Source organism: Candidatus Streptomyces philanthi (assembly GCF_059553635.1).
The window spans coordinates 13,117-27,583 of sequence record NZ_JCANQV010000044.1 but is presented as its reverse complement, the minus strand read 5'-3'; the positions used below and the strand labels follow the sequence as shown (position 1 = coordinate 27,583).

Sequence of the window (14,467 nt, the reverse complement as noted above, 5' to 3'; positions counted from 1 at the left end):
CGTTGCCGTCGCCCTGGCCCGGGGACTCGTTGCCGCCGGTGGCCGACCCGGTGCCGCCGGTCGTGGGCGTCGTGGGACGGCCCGTGCCCGAGGTCTGCGACGGGTCCGGCGCGTCGCCGGTGTGGGACGGGGGCGGCGTCGTCTTCTCGTCGGTGGAGTCGTCCGGGGTCGCGGAGTCGGTCGGGTCCGCCGCGTCACCCGGGTCCGGGGTGGCGGAGTGGGACGGAGCGACGCCGGAGCCGAGGTCGGCTTCGAGGTCGAAGGTGGCGCCCTTGTCGTCACCGAGGGCGTTCTCGGTGTACGCGGCCCACACCTGGGCCGGGTAGCCACCGCCGTTGACGCGTCCGCCACCGCCGGCGCCCTTGAGGGTGACCTGCTTGCCCGGCGCCTCGCCGAACATGCCGACCGCGGTGACCAGCTTGGGCGTGTAGCCGACGAACCACGCCGACTTGTTGTCGTCGGAGGTGCCGGTCTTGCCCGCCGCCTGGTAGTCGGTGTTGCGGACCGCGGTGGCCGTACCGTCGTCGACCACTCCGCGCAGGACGGAGGTGAGGGTGTCGGCGGTCTTGCGGGTGATGACCTGGTCGCCGATCGGCTTGGGCAGGTCGGGGCCCGGGTCGGTGGCGTGCTCGGCCTTGACGACCAGCGTCGGGTTGACCTTCTTGCCGTGGTTGTCGAACGTGGCGTAGACACCGGCCATCTGGACGGGGCTGGCACCCATGGTGCCCAGCGTCATCGCGGGCTTGACGTCCATGGAGTCGCTCATACCCAGGGCGACCGCGGTCTGCTTGACCTTCTCCAGGCCGACGTCGGCGCCCATCTGCGCGAACACCGCGTTGACGGAGTTGTTGGTGGCCTGCTGGACGGTGATGTTGCCGTAGGTGCGCTCGTCCTCGTTCGGCGGGGCGAACGGGATGGTGCCGCCGACGACGGGACGGCGGTTGCGCCCGTCGTACACCGTGTTCGCGGTGATCGGGGCGCCGGCCTGGGTCCGGGAGCCGTTCTCCAGCGCCGAGGCCAGGATGATCGGCTTGAAGGTGGAGGCGGGCTGGTAGTCGGAGCGCCGCGCGTTGTTGTAGTAGTGCTTGATGTAGTCGAAGCCGCCGTACATCGCCACGATGTGGCCGTTCTCCGGGTCGACGGACGCGGCGCCGATCTGGGCGTTCGCGTCGACCTGTCGCCGCTTGGGGTCGAGGTCGTCCTGGAGCTTGGTCTTGACGGCCTGTTCCAGCGCCTTCTGCTTGTCGCGCTCGATGCCCAGGGTGACGGTCCAGCCGCCCATCTCGAACTTCTTCTCGTCCACGCCGTGGGCGAAGAGTTCCTTCTTGGCGGCGTCGATCAGATAGCCGGTGCGGCCGGTCATGCCGGGCTGGGGCTTGGGGGCCTGCGGCTTCTGGAAGTGCTGCTCGGCGCGCTCCTCGGGGGTGAGCCACTTCATCTCGACCATGTTGTCGAGGGTGTAGGCCCAGCGTTCCTGGACGCGCTTCTTGCCGGCCGCGGTGGCCTGCGCCCAGTCGTACTGGTTCGGCGCCTGGAGCAGCGAGGCGAGGTAGGCGCCCTGCGAGACGGTCAGCTTGTCGACGTCGACGCCGTAGTACGCCTGTGCCGCGGCCTGGATGCCGTAGGCGCCGCGGCCGTAGAAGCTGGTGTTGAGGTAGCCGGCGAGGATGTCCGACTTGTCGAACTTGCTGTCGACCTTGAGCGAGATGACGATCTCCTGGAGCTTGCGGGAGACCGTCTGCTCCTGGGAGAGGTAGTAGTTCTTGACGTACTGCTGGGTGATCGTCGAGCCGCCCTGCTTGCCCTGGCCCATGATCGTGTTCTTGATGCCGCGCAGGGTGCCCTTGAGGTCGATGCCGGAGTCCTCGTAGAACGTCTTGTTCTCGGCGGCGACGAAGGCGCGCTGCACGTCCTTGGGTATCCGGCTCAGCGGGACGCTCTCGCGGTTGAGCTGGCCGACGCGGGCCATGACGGTGCCGTCGGCGTACTTGTAGACGTTGCTCTGCAGCCGGGCCTCTTTGTTGCCGTCGGCCGGGACGTCCACGGACAGGTACAGCCCGACGAAGCCGAGGATGCCGAGGAGGCAGACCCCCAGGAAGGTTCCCAGGATCTTCTTCCAGGTGAAGAAGCGGCGTATGCCGCGTTTTTTCGTGGTCGTTCCGGCCTGGTGGGCGTCTTCCTGCTGCGCCCGTCCCGCGTCCGCTCGGCCCATTGCTCCCGCAACTCCAGTCGTTCCGCCCCCAGCTAACTCAGCTGTCGAAGCTAACACCGCACCTGTCATCAAATACGCATCGATCAAGCGCTTTTGCGACGTGACAAAGAGCACCCGGCAAAAGGGAACCATCGGGCAGGAGTTGCGCATCTACGATGGCGACGCGGTAAAGTGATATCACTTAGCTAGACCGACGACATCAGATCGCGCGGACACCGCAGGTGGGGCGCCCGCGCACCGACACGAAACGGGGAACCTCATGTCCGACCGGACGGCCGCGGCCGCCATCGAACCCGCCACCGGGCCCGCCCTGCCCGCACCCCAGGTCCGCGAGAAGGCGGCGCACAGCATGCGGGGCGGCTTCGCCCTGCTGCTGGGCATCGCCGGGGTCTGCGTGGCCGGCGGCCTCGCCTTCGCGGGCAAAGTGATCGCCTCCGACGGGAACACGGGCACCGGCGTCACCCTGCTGGTCGTCGCCGCCCTGCTGGCACTCGGATCGCTCCTGTTCATGGCGGGCGTGAAGATGGTCGCGCCCGGCGAGGCCCGGGTGATCCAGCTGTTCGGCCGCTACGTCGGCACGATCCGCACCGACGGCCTGCGCTGGGTCAACCCGCTCGCCACCGACAGCAGGATCTCCACCCGCGTCCGCAACCACGAGACCGCGGTCCTGAAGGTCAACGACGCCTACGGCAACCCGATCGAGCTGGCCGCGATCGTGGTGTGGAAGGTCGAGGACACCGCGCAGGCGCTGTTCGAGGTGGACGACTTCCTGGAGTTCGTCGCGACGCAGACCGAGGCGGCCGTGCGGCACATCGCCATCGAGTACCCCTACGACGCCCACGACGAGACGGACCTGTCGCTGCGCGGCAACGCCGAGGAGATCACCGAGAAGCTCGCCCTCGAACTGACCGCCCGGGTCCAGGCGGCCGGTGTGCGGATCGTCGAGTCCCGCTTCAGCCACCTCGCCTACGCCCCCGAGATCGCCTCGGCGATGCTCCAGCGGCAGCAGGCCGGCGCGGTCGTCGCGGCCCGGCAGCACATCGTCGAGGGCGCGGTCGGCATGGTCGAGCAGGCCCTGGACCGGATCAGCCAGCAGGGCATCGTGGAACTGGACGAGGAGCGCAAGGCGGCCATGGTGAGCAATCTGATGGTGGTGCTGTGCGGTGACCGCGCCGCGCAGCCGGTCCTCAACACGGGCTCGCTCTACCAGTGAGCGCCGACACCCCCGAGGGGCCCGGTACGCGGGACGACCGGGCCCCGGCCAAGCGGCCGCAGCGGCGCAAACAGATGCTGCTGCGGCTCGACCCGCTGGTTCATGACGCGCTGACGCGCTGGGCGGGTGACGAGCTGCGCAGCGCCAACGCCCAGATCGAGTTCCTGCTCCGCAAGGCCCTCGCCGAGGCGGGCCGTCTGCCCCGGGGGGCGGGCGGTCTCCCCCGGCGGGGCCGACCGCCCAAGGAACCGGGCGACTGACACCCCGCCGGCCGGCGGAAACATCCTCCCTTCCCGCTCCACACCCCGCGTATACATCGCATGTATACACCTCGTGTAGAGTGCGCGGCATGCACATCGGATACCGCCTGCCCGCGTTCCCGGAGGTCCCCGCATGATCCCGTCCGGTTCCCTGCTGGAGGCCCGCCAGCTGCGCAAGGCGTACGGGGCCACCCCCGCGCTCGACGGCGCGGACTTCTCCGTCCACCCCGGCGAGGTCGTCGCCGTCATGGGCCCCTCCGGGTCCGGGAAGTCGACCCTGCTGCACTGCCTCGCGGGCATCGTCACCCCCGACAGCGGAACCGTCCGCTACGACGGGCGCGAGCTGTCCGCCATGAGCGACACCGAGCGCAGTAGGCTGCGCCGGACGGAGTTCGGCTTCGTCTTCCAGTTCGGCCAGCTCGTACCGGAACTGACCTGCCTGGAGAACGTCGCGCTGCCGCTGCGCCTGAACGGCACGGCGCGCAAGGAGGCGGAGGCGCGCTCACGGGAGTGGATGGCGCGGCTGGAGGTCGACGGCGTCGCGGCCAAGCGGCCCGGCGAGGTCTCCGGCGGCCAGGGCCAGCGCGTCGCGGTCGCCCGCGCGCTCGCCGCCCGGCCGCGGGTGGTCTTCGCCGACGAGCCGACCGGCGCCCTGGACTCCCTCAACGGCGAACGGGTCATGACGCTGCTGACGCAGGCGGCCCGGGAGACCCGTGCCGCGGTGGTCCTGGTCACCCACGAGGTACGGGTCGCCGCGTACTCCGACCGGGAGATCGTGGTCCGGGACGGTGTGGCACGGGAGAAGGTGAGCAGCGCATGACCGTTGTCGGTGAACGCGCCGGACGGCGCGACGACGCGACGAAGGACCCCCGTCCTCCGTCCGGCCTCGCCGCCTGGGCCCGCGATCTCGGTATGGGGATGCGGTTCGCGTACGGGGGCGGGCGCGAGGGCTGGGTCCGTACGGCGCTGACCGCCGTGGGCGTGGGCCTGGGCGTCCTGCTGCTGCTCGCCGCCTCCTCGGCCCCGCATCTGATGGACGGGCGCAGCCAGCGCTCCTTCGACCGGGAGGCCCGGTACTCCCAGGAGGCCGCGCCCTCGCAGCGGACGCTGCTCGTCACCGGCGCGCCGACGGAGTTCCGCGGCAACCCCATCGTGGGCTCGCTGGTCCGGCCGGAGGGCCCCGGCGCCCCCGTTCCGCCGGGGGTGGCGGCGCTGCCCCGGCCCGGCGAGATGGTCGTCTCCCCCGCGCTGAAGGACCTGCTGGCCGCCGACTCCAGCCGGCTGCTGCGGGAGCGGCTGCCGTACAAGATCGCCGGCACCATCGGGGACGCCGGTCTGCTGAGCCCGACCGAGCTGGTGTACTACGCGGGCAGTGACCGCCTGGAGGCCGGCAAGGACTTCGCCTACCGGGTCACGAGCTTCGGGTTCGCGGAGCCCCAGGGGAAGCTGGACCCGCTGCTGCTCGTACTGATCATCGTGGGCTGCGTGGTGCTGCTGATGCCGGTGGCCATCTTCATCGCCACCGCCGTCCGCTTCGGCGGCGAACGCCGCGACCGGCGGCTGGCCGCGCTCCGGCTGGTCGGCACCGACATCCGCACCACCCGCAGGATGGCGGCGGGCGAGGCCCTGTTCGGCTCGCTGCTGGGACTCCTGGTCGGGGCCGTCCTCTTCCTGGTGGGCCGGCAGTTCAGCGGCTCGATCGTCGTCTGGGGCACCAGTGTCTTCCCGGCGGACGTGGTACCCGACCCGCTGCTGGCCGCGGTGGTCGTCCTCGCCGTCCCGCTCTCCGCCGTCGCCGTCACCCTCTTCGCGCTGCGCGGCGTCAGCATCGAGCCGCTGGGCGTCACCCGCAACGCGGCCACCCGGCGCCGCCGGCTGTGGTGGCGGCTCCCGCTGCCCGTCGCCGGCCTGGCCCTGCTGCTGACCACCGACCGGCTGGACAGCGGGTTCTCCCCCCGCACCCCGTACGTGGTCGCGGGCGGCGCGGTGCTGGTCCTGCTCGGCGTCACCCTGCTGCTGCCCTGGGCGATCGAGGCGCTGGTGCGCCGGCTGCGCGGCGGCCCGGTGCCCTGGCAGCTCGCCGTCCGCCGCCTCCAGCTCGGCAGCGGCTCCGCGGCCCGTGCGGTCAGCGGCATCACCGTCGCGGTCGCCGGAGCCATCGCCCTCCAGCTGTTCTTCTCCGGCATCCAGAACGACTTCTCCAAGGACACCGGCCAGGACGACACCCGCGCCCAGCTGGCGCTCAGGCCGCAGGTGCGCGACTACGACGCGGTCCGCTCCCTGGCGGAGGAGTTCCGCAGGGCCCCGGGCACCCGGCACGTCCTCGCGACCCTCTCCGGCAATGTCGGCAGGCCCGGCCCGGCCCCCGAGGACGGCGAAGCCGACGTCAGCGCCCAGCTGACCGTCGGTGACTGCGGCAGCCTGCGCGAGATGGCGAGGATCGGTTCCTGCAAGGACGGTGACGTCTTCATCGTCCGCGACGGCACCGCGTCGGACCCGGAGGACTTCGTCCGGCCCGGGGCCGTGGTCCGCCTCGACGGCCCGGTCGCCGGCCCGGCCAAGGGGGGCAGGCCCCCGCTGTGGACGGTGCCCGCCTCGGCACGCGAGGCCGGCTCCCGCGACGACCCCCTGGGCATGCGGTCCTCCGGCATCTTCGCCACTCCCGGCGCCCTGGACACCACCCGTGTCGCCGACGCCATGGCGTCGATCATGATCCGGGTGGACCCCGCCGTACCGGACAGCCTGGAGCACGCCCGCAACACCGCGGTCCGCATCAACCCGGCGACGGCCGTACAAACCCTCCAGAACCAGGAGCGCGACAAGAATTTCGCCACCATCCGCACCGGTCTGCTCATCGGCTCCACCGCGATCATGGTGCTGATCGGCGCGAGCATGTTCGTCGGCACCCTGGAGCAGCTCCGTGAGCGCCGCCGGCTGCTGTCGGTCCTGGTCGCGTTCGGCACCCGGCGCGGCACGCTCGCCTGGTCGGTGCTGTGGCAGACCGCGCTGCCGGTCGCCCTGGGCCTGGCCCTCGCCTTCGTCTCGGGCCTCGGCATCGGGTTCGCGCTGCTGAGGATGGCGGGCAAGTCCGCTCTCGACTGGTCGGCGGTGTGGCCACTGCCGATCGCGGGCGCCGCCGTGGTCCTGATGGTGACGCTGATGAGCCTGCCACCGCTGTGGCGGATGATGCGTCCCGACGGCCTGCGCACCGAGTGACACGGTGCGGGTGGGGCGGTCCCGTCAACGGCACGGGACCGCCCCACCCGCTGTACCACCGGCGTATACACCCCGAGAACACCCACGACGTAAGGTGGACGGCATGTCAATCGGTCATACGCTGCTGGGCCTCCTGGAGTCCGGTCCCCGCCACGGCTACGACCTCAAGCGGGCCTTCGACGAGCACTTCGGCCAGGACCGCCCGCTGCACTACGGGCAGGTTTACTCCACCATGTCCCGGCTGCTGAAGAACGGCCTGGTCGAGGTGGACGCCGTGGAGGCGGGCGCGGGGCCCGAGCGCAAGCGCTACGCGATCACGGACGCGGGTGTCACCGATGTCGCCCAGTGGCTCGCCCGGCCCGAGAAGCCCGAGCCGTACCTCCAGTCGACCCTCTACACCAAGGTCGTCCTGGCGCTGATGACCGGCCGCGACGCGGGCGAGCTGCTGGACGGTCAGCGGGCCGAGCATCTGCGGCTGATGCGCGGGCTGACCGAGCGCAAGCGCGGCGGCGACCTCGCCGACCAGCTGATCTGCGACCACGCGCTGTTCCATCTGGAGGCCGATCTGCGCTGGCTGGAGCTGACCGCCGCCCGGCTGGACCGGCTGGCACGAGCGGTGCGCGGATGACACCGGAAGGTTCCCTGCTGGCCGCCGAGGGACTGCGCAAGACGTACGGCCGCACCCCCGCGCTGGACGGCGCGGACTTCTCCGTCCACCCCGGCGAGGTCGTCGCGGTGCTCGGCCCGTCCGGCTCCGGCAAGTCGACGCTGCTGCACTGCCTCGCCGGCATCGTGCTGCCCGACAGCGGCACTGTCCGCTACGGCCCCCATGTGCTCACCGATCTGCCCGACGCCCGGCGCAGCGCCCTGCGCCGCACCGACTTCGGGTTCGTCTTCCAGTTCGGTCAGCTCGTCCCGGAGCTGACCTGCCTGGAGAACGTCGCGCTGCCGCTGCGGCTCAACGGGGTCCGGCGCAAGGACGCCGAGCAGCGGGCCCGTGAGTGGCTGGAGCGCCTGGAGGTCGACGGCGCCGGCGGCCACCGGCCCGGTGAGGTCTCCGGCGGCCAGGGCCAGCGGGTCGCGGTGGCCCGCGCGCTGGCGACCCGGCCGCGGGTGATCTTCGCCGACGAGCCCACCGGCGCCCTGGACTCCCTCAACGGCGAACGGGTGATGTCCCTGCTGACCGACGCGGCCCGGGACACCAACGCCGCCGTCGTGCTGGTCACCCATGAGGCGCGGGTGGCCGCCTACTCCGACCGTGAGGTCGTCGTCCGCGACGGCACGGTGAAGGACATGCTGGCGGGCCTGGCATGAGTGCGGGCCGCTCCCCGGGCGGCATACGCGACGCGGCCCGGGAACCCGGCCCGCCGACGGCACCGTCCGGCCCCCGTGCCGCCCCGCTCCCCCCGGCACCCACCACTCCCGGGCGTCTCGCCGTCTGGGCGCGCGACCTCGCCCTGGGCATGCGGTTCGCGGCCGGCAGCGGCCGCCGCGGCTGGGTCCGTACGGGGCTGACCGCCGTCGGGGTCGCCCTCGGCGTCGCCGTCCTGCTGGTCGGCGCTTCCGTCCCCGGTCTGATGGACGCCTGGCACGGCAGGGAGAAGGCGCGCGAGAACCTCGGCCAGCTCCATGAACCCGCCCGCTCCGACACCACGGTGCTCTACGCCTCCCGCGACACGGTCTTCCACGGCCGGGAGATCCGCGGCCGGGTGGTCCGCCCGGACGGCAGCCGTCCCCCCGTACCCCCGGGACTCACCCGCCTGCCCGGTCCCGGCCGGATGGCGGTGTCCCCCGCGCTCAAGGAACTGCTGGAATCCCCCGAGGGCGCGCTGCTGCGCGAGCGCCTCGACCACCGCGTCGACGCGGTCATCGGCGACGGGGGACTGCTCGGCCCGGCCGAACTCACCTACTACGCGGGCAGCGCCGACCTGCGGGAATCCGACGCGTACCGCATCGACCACTTCGGCAAGGACTGGAAGCCGAGGCCGCTGGAACCACAGGCCGCCCTGCTGGTGATCATGACGTGCGTGGTGCTGCTGACGCCGGTGGTCGTCTTCCTCACCACCTCCGTGCGCTTCGGCAGCGAACGGCGTGAGCACCGGCTCGCCGCGCTCCGCCTGGTCGGCTGCGACGTACCCACCACCCGGCGGATCGGGGCCGGCGAGGTGCTGTTCGCCTCGCTGCTGGGGCTGGTCGCGGGCGGCGCGCTCTTCCTCGGCCTGCGGCAGGCCGCCGCGGTGATCACCTTCGGGCGGATCAACGTCTTCCCGTCCGACGTGGCCCCCGGCCCGCTCGCCGCCGTACTGATCGCCGTCCTCGTCCCGGCCGCCTCGGTACTGGTGACGCTGTTCGCGCAGCGGCGGGTGACGGTGGAGCCGCTGGGCGTGGTCCGCGAGCGGCCGCGCGTCCGCCGCAGGCTGTGGTGGCGGCTGCTGCTCCCGGCCACCGGGGCGCTGCTGCTCGCCCCGCTGACCGCGGGGCAGGAGTGGGCCGGCACCCCGCTGAGCACCGTGCGGCTGGCGTCCGGTTCGATGCTGCTGCTGCTCGGGGTCACGGCGCTGCTGCCGTGGCTGGTGGACGCGGTCGTGGGCCGGCTGCGCGGCGGCCCGGTGCCCTGGCAGCTCGCCGTCCGCCGCCTCCAGCTGACCAGCGGTCCGGTGACCCGCACGGTCGCCGGGATCACCGTCGCCCTCGCCGGGGCCATCGCGATCCACATGCTCTTCACCGGCATGCAGCTGGGGTTCAGCCTGGGGTACGCCGAGGCGGGCAAGCGGCCGTGGCTGGGCTTCTGGCAGCAGGCGGGCGACTGGGACCGCGCCGAGCGGACCCTCGCCGCGCTGCGCGCCACCCCCGGGGTGAGTGCCGCGCACGGCACCGTCACCGCCTCCGTCGCACCACCGCCGCCCGCCCCCGCCGACGCCCGGCCGCAGAATCTCGCCGTCGGCGACTGCGCCGAGCTGCGCGAGGTCGCGGTGCTGCCGTCCTGCCGTCCCGGCCAGGTCTTCCTCACCCATACCCGCGACAAGCGCGTCCTGCGGCCCGGCGCGACCGTCGACCTCCATCCGCGGCTCGACGAGGACGAACCGGCCGACCCCCGGCTGTGGAAGATCCCCGCCGACGCCGGCACGGTCCGGGCCCTTCCCGTGGGCGACGGCAGGATGGGTTCCACGTACGACATCCTGGTCACCCCGTCCGCGATCGACGCCCGCCTCCTCGACGACGCCTACACGGAGTTGACGGTGGCCTACGACCGGGACGTCCCCGAGGCCGTGGAGCGCGTCCGCAACACCGCGGCCCACGCCGACGGCGCGCTCCGCGAGTTCTCCTTCGTCGACAATCCGCACGACCAGCAGTACTCCAGCATCCGCGACGGCCTGTTCGCGGGCGCCCTGGTGACGTTGACGCTGATCGGTACGGGCCTGATCGTCACGACGGTGGACCAGCTCCACGAGCGCCGCCGGATGCTGTCGGCGCTGGACGCCTTCGGCACCCGCAGATCCACCCTGGGCTGGTCGGTCCTGTGGCAGACGGCCGTCCCGGTCGTGCTCGGCGTCGGTCTGGCGGTGGGCTGCGGGCTGGCGCTGGGCTGGCTGCTGCTGTCGATGGCCGGCATCCCGAAGACGGTCGACTGGCCGGTGGTGGCGGGGATGGCGGGCAGCGGCGCGGGGGTGATCCTCTTCGTCACGGCGCTGAGCCTGCCGCCGCTGTGGCGGATGATGCGCCCCGACGGCCTGCGGACGGAGTGACGCACGGCCCGGCGCCGGTCACTCCCCCTCGACGATCCGTACCGGCAGTCCGCGCAGCTCCTTCCGCAGCGCGCCGGCGAACTCCTCGAACTCGCGCTGCCGGGCGGCGCCGCTGCGCATGACCAGGGCGATCCGCCGGGACGGCGCGGGGTCGGCGAAGTACGCGGTGGTCAGCAGGTCGTTGCGGCCGGTCTCGACGCGCAGCGCGGTGCGCGGCAGCAGGGTGACGCCGAGTCCGCCGGCCACGAGCTGGACGAGGGTGGACAGTCCGGCCGCGCTGGTCGCCTCGGGGGCGCCGGCCTCCCGGCCCGCCTCGCGGCAGATGTCCAGCGCCTGGTCACGCAGGCAGTGGCCCTCGTCGAGGAGCAGCAGGTCCAGTTCTCTCAGGGCCTGGCGGGGGATGTCGCCGCGGCCGCCGAGCCAGTGGTCCTGGGGGGCCACCAGGACGAAGTCCTCGTCGAAGAGGGGCAGTTCGGTCAGGTTCGGGACGCCGAGGGGGACGGCGAGCAGCAGCAGGTCGAGCCGCCCGTGGGCGAGCCCGTCGAGCAGGGAGGCGGTCTGCTCCTCGTGGACCTGGAGGTCGAGGTCCGGGTAGGTGCCGTGGACCAGCCGCAGCACCGTGGGCAGCAGATACGGTGCGACGGTCGGGATGACGCCGAGCCGCAGCACGCCGGTGAAGGGGGCGCGGGCCGCCTCCGCCTCCTCCAGCAGATCACCGACCGCTTCCAGCACGGCCCGGGCGCGTACGGCGATGCGCTCCCCCGCCGGGGAGAGCAGCACCTTGCGCGTCGTACGCTCCAGGAGTTGCACGCCGAGCGCTTCCTCCAGGGCGGAGACCGCGCCGGACAGCGCGGGCTGGCTCATCCCGATCTCGGCCGCCGCCTCCCTGAAGTGCAGGTGCTCCGCCACGGCGGCGAAGGCCCGCAGCTGGGCGAGGCTGGGTTGGCGCGGCTGCCGGGACCGCCCGGCAGGGCTCGCAGGGGACGTCACTGATAACCACCTCCGATCAACATCAACCAGTCTAGCTATTTCCCTGATCAATGCCGACTGTGGCAAGGTGTAACCCGTCCAACCCCGTAAGAAAGACCCCGTACCCCTTAAAAGGGACATTACGCGGGCCTTTCTCTGCTGCAAGGAGAACGCGTGCTCACTGTCGGTGACAAGTTCCCCGAGTTCGATCTGACCGCCTGTGTCTCTCTGGAGAAGGGCAAGGAGTTCGAGCAGATCGACCACAAGACCTACGAGGGCAAGTGGAAGATCGTCTTCGCGTGGCCGAAGGACTTCACCTTCGTGTGCCCCACCGAGATCGCCGCCTTCGGCAAGCTGAACGACGAGTTCGCCGACCGTGACGCGCAGATCCTCGGCTTCTCCGGCGACTCCGAGTTCGTGCACCACGCCTGGCGCAAGGACCACCCGGACCTGACCGACCTGCCCTTCCCGATGCTGGCCGACTCCAAGCACGAGCTGATGCGCGCGCTCGGCATCGAGGGCGAGGACGGCTTCGCGCAGCGCGCCGTCTTCATCGTCGACCAGAACAACGAGATCCAGTTCACCATGGTGACCGCCGGCTCCGTCGGCCGTAACCCCAAGGAGGTCCTGCGGGTCCTGGACGCCCTGCAGACCGACGAGCTGTGCCCCTGCAACTGGTCCAAGGGCGACGACACCCTCGACCCGGTCGCGCTCCTCGCGGGCGAGTGAGCTGATCCCTCATGGCACTCGACGATCTGAAGTCCGCCGTTCCGGACTACGCCAAGGACCTCAGGCTGAACCTCGGTTCGGTCATCGGCAACAGCCCGCTGCCGCAGCAGCAGCTGTGGGGCACCGTCCTGGCCTGCGCGATCGCCTCGCGCTCGCCGAAGGTGCTGCGTGAGCTGGAGCCCGAGGCGAAGGCCAACCTCTCCCCCGAGGCGTACACCGCCGCCAAGTCGGCCGCCGCCATCATGGCGATGAACAACGTCTTCTACCGGACGCGCCACCTGCTCTCCGACCCGGAGTACGGGACGCTGCGCGCCGGTCTGCGGATGAACGTCATCGGCAACCCCGGTGTGGAGAAGGTCGACTTCGAGCTGTGGTCGCTGGCCGTCTCGGCCGTCAATGGCTGCGGCATGTGCCTCGACTCGCACGAGCAGGTGCTCCGGAAGGCCGGCGTGGACCGCGAGACGATCCAGGAGGCATTCAAGATCGCCTCCGTTCTCCAGGCCGTCGGCGCCACGCTCGACGCCGAGGCCGCACTGGCGGAGTGATCCGGCGGTACGCGCAGCGGTAGGACACCACACGACCCCGCGGACGACATGTCCGCGGGGTCGTGTGTGTTCCGGACCGGGGTGCTACTCCCCCGCGGGCTCGGGCGCGGGCGCGCCCGCCGGCACCCGGGCCGGTTCCTTCGCCGGGCCCGTCGCGCCCTGGGCCCGCGGCACCGCCTGGACCGCCTGCTCCTGCGAGTAGGCGCGCAGATAGCCGACGACGGTGTTGCTGACGGCGACCAGCGGGACGGCCACCACCGCACCGCCGATCCCGGCCACCAGGCCGCCGGCCGCGACGGAGAGGATCACCGCCAGCGGGTGGACGCGCACCGCGCGCCCGAGGATGAACGGTTGCAGCACATGCCCCTCGATCTGCTGCACCGCCAACACCACCACCAGCACCATCAATGCCGTGAACACCCCCTGCGTCACCAGCGCGACCACACACGCCAGCGCGCCGGAGATCACCGCACCCACCAGCGGGATGAACGCGAACAGGAAGATGAAGACGGCGAGCGGGACCGCCAGCGGGACATCGAGGAAGTACAGGCCGATGCCGATGAACACGGCGTCGATCAACGCGACCAGCACCGTGCCGCGCACATAGGCCGTCAGCGTCCGCCAGGCCCGCGGACCGGCCCCGGCCACGCCCTCCCGCGCCGCGGAGGGGACCAGCTTGAGCAGCCAGGTCCAGATCCGCCGGCCGTCGTAGAGCAGGAACAGCGTGGTGAACATCGCCAGGAGGATGCCGGTGAGCACCTCCAGGACGACGGTGACGCCCTCCAGCCCCGCCGAGGTGATCGCCTCGGTGTTGGCGCCGACGGCGTCCTGGAGGTTCTTGGCGATGCCGTTGATCTGGCTCTCGGTCACATGGAACGGGCTCTTGAGCAGCCAGCCCTTCAACTCGGTGATGCCCTGCTGGATGCGGTACGAGAGCAGGTCGATGTTCGCCTGCACCTGCCACACCACGAACCAGCAGACCAGCCCCATCACCACGAACCCGCCGACGAAGGTCAGCGCCGTGGCCAGACCGCGCGGCAGCCCGTGCCGCCGCAGCCACGCCACCGTCGGCTGGAGCAGCGCGGTGATCAGCAGCGACGCGACGAAGGCCAGGACGACCAGGTCGAGGGCGGTGATGATCTGGGCCAGCACCCATACCGTCCCGGCCAGCACCAGCAGCCGCCAGCCGGCCTCGGCGGCGACCCGTACCCCCCACGGCACCGCCTGGACGGGGTCGGGGCGGGCCGCGACGGCCGGCGCGTAGGAGGGCGGCGCGGGCACCGACTCCGGTGGGCGCGGCGCCGGGTCCGCTTGCTTCGGGGCGGTGTCCTTCGGGGGGACATCCTTGCGTTCGGCGGTGTCCGCCGGGACGTCGCCGGGCGCCTGGGCGGCCACGGTGTCCGTGGTTTTCCGCAGCTCCACGGGGCCCGTGCTCTCGCGCAGTTCCGCGGGGTCGTCGGCCGCCGCCGCGGCCTCCGCGCGGCGGCGCTGCTCCTCCAGCCGCTGCGCGAGCCGCGTAAGACCGGCGCCGGCTCCGCCGACCCAGTGCGGCAATCTCGACATGTCGCTTCCTTTTC

12 protein-coding genes are annotated in these 14,467 nt (G+C 71.9%); 9 read left to right on the top strand and 3 right to left on the bottom strand.

What is annotated here, in order from left to right; all coding sequences use genetic code 11:
* Window positions 1-2,212, bottom strand: a 2,212-nt coding sequence (locus AC51EU_RS08295) for a transglycosylase domain-containing protein (RefSeq protein ID WP_496266034.1), incomplete at its 3' end; no start/stop codon positions are given.
* Window positions 2,213-2,471: 259 nt separating this feature from the next.
* Here AC51EU_RS08295 and AC51EU_RS08290 point away from each other — a divergent pair.
* From AC51EU_RS08290 to AC51EU_RS08260, 7 genes are all read left to right on the top strand, one after another.
* Complete coding sequence (locus AC51EU_RS08290; RefSeq protein ID WP_496266033.1) at window positions 2,472-3,425, top strand: SPFH domain-containing protein; 954 nt, start codon at window positions 2,472-2,474, stop codon at window positions 3,423-3,425.
* A complete protein-coding gene (locus tag AC51EU_RS08285; RefSeq protein ID WP_496266032.1) occupies window positions 3,422-3,685 on the top strand; it encodes a type II toxin-antitoxin system antitoxin in 264 nt (87 codons plus the stop codon). The genes AC51EU_RS08290 and AC51EU_RS08285 overlap by 4 nt, the downstream gene beginning before the upstream one ends.
* A gap of 133 nt (window positions 3,686-3,818) precedes the next feature.
* A complete protein-coding gene (locus tag AC51EU_RS08280; RefSeq protein WP_496266031.1) occupies window positions 3,819-4,505 on the top strand; it encodes an ABC transporter ATP-binding protein in 687 nt (228 codons plus the stop codon).
* On the top strand, window positions 4,502-6,901 hold the full coding sequence (locus AC51EU_RS08275) for an FtsX-like permease family protein (protein WP_496266030.1): 2,400 nt from the start codon (window positions 4,502-4,504) through the stop codon (window positions 6,899-6,901). The genes AC51EU_RS08280 and AC51EU_RS08275 overlap by 4 nt, the downstream gene beginning before the upstream one ends.
* 103 nt (window positions 6,902-7,004) lie before the next feature.
* On the top strand, window positions 7,005-7,529 hold the full coding sequence (locus AC51EU_RS08270; protein ID WP_496266029.1) for a PadR family transcriptional regulator: 525 nt from the start codon (window positions 7,005-7,007) through the stop codon (window positions 7,527-7,529).
* Window positions 7,526-8,215, top strand: coding sequence for an ABC transporter ATP-binding protein (locus AC51EU_RS08265; protein ID WP_496266028.1), 690 nt, complete (start codon window positions 7,526-7,528; stop codon window positions 8,213-8,215). The genes AC51EU_RS08270 and AC51EU_RS08265 overlap by 4 nt, the downstream gene beginning before the upstream one ends.
* Entirely contained in the window at window positions 8,212-10,647 is a 2,436-nt protein-coding gene (locus AC51EU_RS08260) for an FtsX-like permease family protein (protein ID WP_496266027.1), read from the top strand. The genes AC51EU_RS08265 and AC51EU_RS08260 overlap by 4 nt, the downstream gene beginning before the upstream one ends.
* Before the next feature lie 18 nt (window positions 10,648-10,665).
* Here the strand turns inward: AC51EU_RS08260 and AC51EU_RS08255 are convergent, their stop codons facing one another.
* Window positions 10,666-11,637 (bottom strand): hydrogen peroxide-inducible genes activator, encoded by a 972-nt coding sequence (locus AC51EU_RS08255; RefSeq protein WP_496266026.1) that lies wholly within the window; start codon window positions 11,635-11,637, stop codon window positions 10,666-10,668.
* A gap of 153 nt (window positions 11,638-11,790) precedes the next feature.
* On the opposite strand from AC51EU_RS08255, the gene AC51EU_RS08250 reads away from it, so the two are divergent.
* Complete coding sequence (locus tag AC51EU_RS08250) at window positions 11,791-12,345, top strand: peroxiredoxin (RefSeq protein ID WP_335941352.1); 555 nt, start codon at window positions 11,791-11,793, stop codon at window positions 12,343-12,345.
* 11 nt (window positions 12,346-12,356) lie between these two features.
* Window positions 12,357-12,890, top strand: a complete 534-nt coding sequence (locus AC51EU_RS08245; protein ID WP_496266025.1) for an alkyl hydroperoxide reductase — start codon at window positions 12,357-12,359, stop codon at window positions 12,888-12,890.
* Window positions 12,891-12,974: 84 nt separating this feature from the next.
* Here the strand turns inward: AC51EU_RS08245 and AC51EU_RS08240 are convergent, their stop codons facing one another.
* Window positions 12,975-14,453, bottom strand: a complete 1,479-nt coding sequence (locus AC51EU_RS08240) for an AI-2E family transporter (RefSeq protein ID WP_496266024.1) — start codon at window positions 14,451-14,453, stop codon at window positions 12,975-12,977.
* Between the last annotated feature and the right edge of the window lie 14 nt (window positions 14,454-14,467).

Excerpts from the sequence above, each read along its gene's own strand:
- AC51EU_RS08265 (WP_496266028.1), top strand. The coding sequence starts at position 7,526 with ATGACACCGGAAGGTTCCCTGCTGGCCGCCGAGGGACTGCGCAAGACG.
- AC51EU_RS08240 (WP_496266024.1), bottom strand. The coding sequence starts at position 14,453 with ATGTCGAGATTGCCGCACTGGGTCGGCGGAGCCGGCGCCGGTCTTACG.
- AC51EU_RS08260 (WP_496266027.1), top strand. The coding sequence starts at position 8,212 with ATGAGTGCGGGCCGCTCCCCGGGCGGCATACGCGACGCGGCCCGGGAA.
- AC51EU_RS08290 (WP_496266033.1), top strand. The coding sequence starts at position 2,472 with ATGTCCGACCGGACGGCCGCGGCCGCCATCGAACCCGCCACCGGGCCC.
- AC51EU_RS08245 (WP_496266025.1), top strand. The coding sequence starts at position 12,357 with ATGGCACTCGACGATCTGAAGTCCGCCGTTCCGGACTACGCCAAGGAC.
- AC51EU_RS08280 (WP_496266031.1), top strand. The coding sequence starts at position 3,819 with ATGATCCCGTCCGGTTCCCTGCTGGAGGCCCGCCAGCTGCGCAAGGCG.
- AC51EU_RS08275 (WP_496266030.1), top strand. The coding sequence starts at position 4,502 with ATGACCGTTGTCGGTGAACGCGCCGGACGGCGCGACGACGCGACGAAG.
- AC51EU_RS08270 (WP_496266029.1), top strand. The coding sequence starts at position 7,005 with ATGTCAATCGGTCATACGCTGCTGGGCCTCCTGGAGTCCGGTCCCCGC.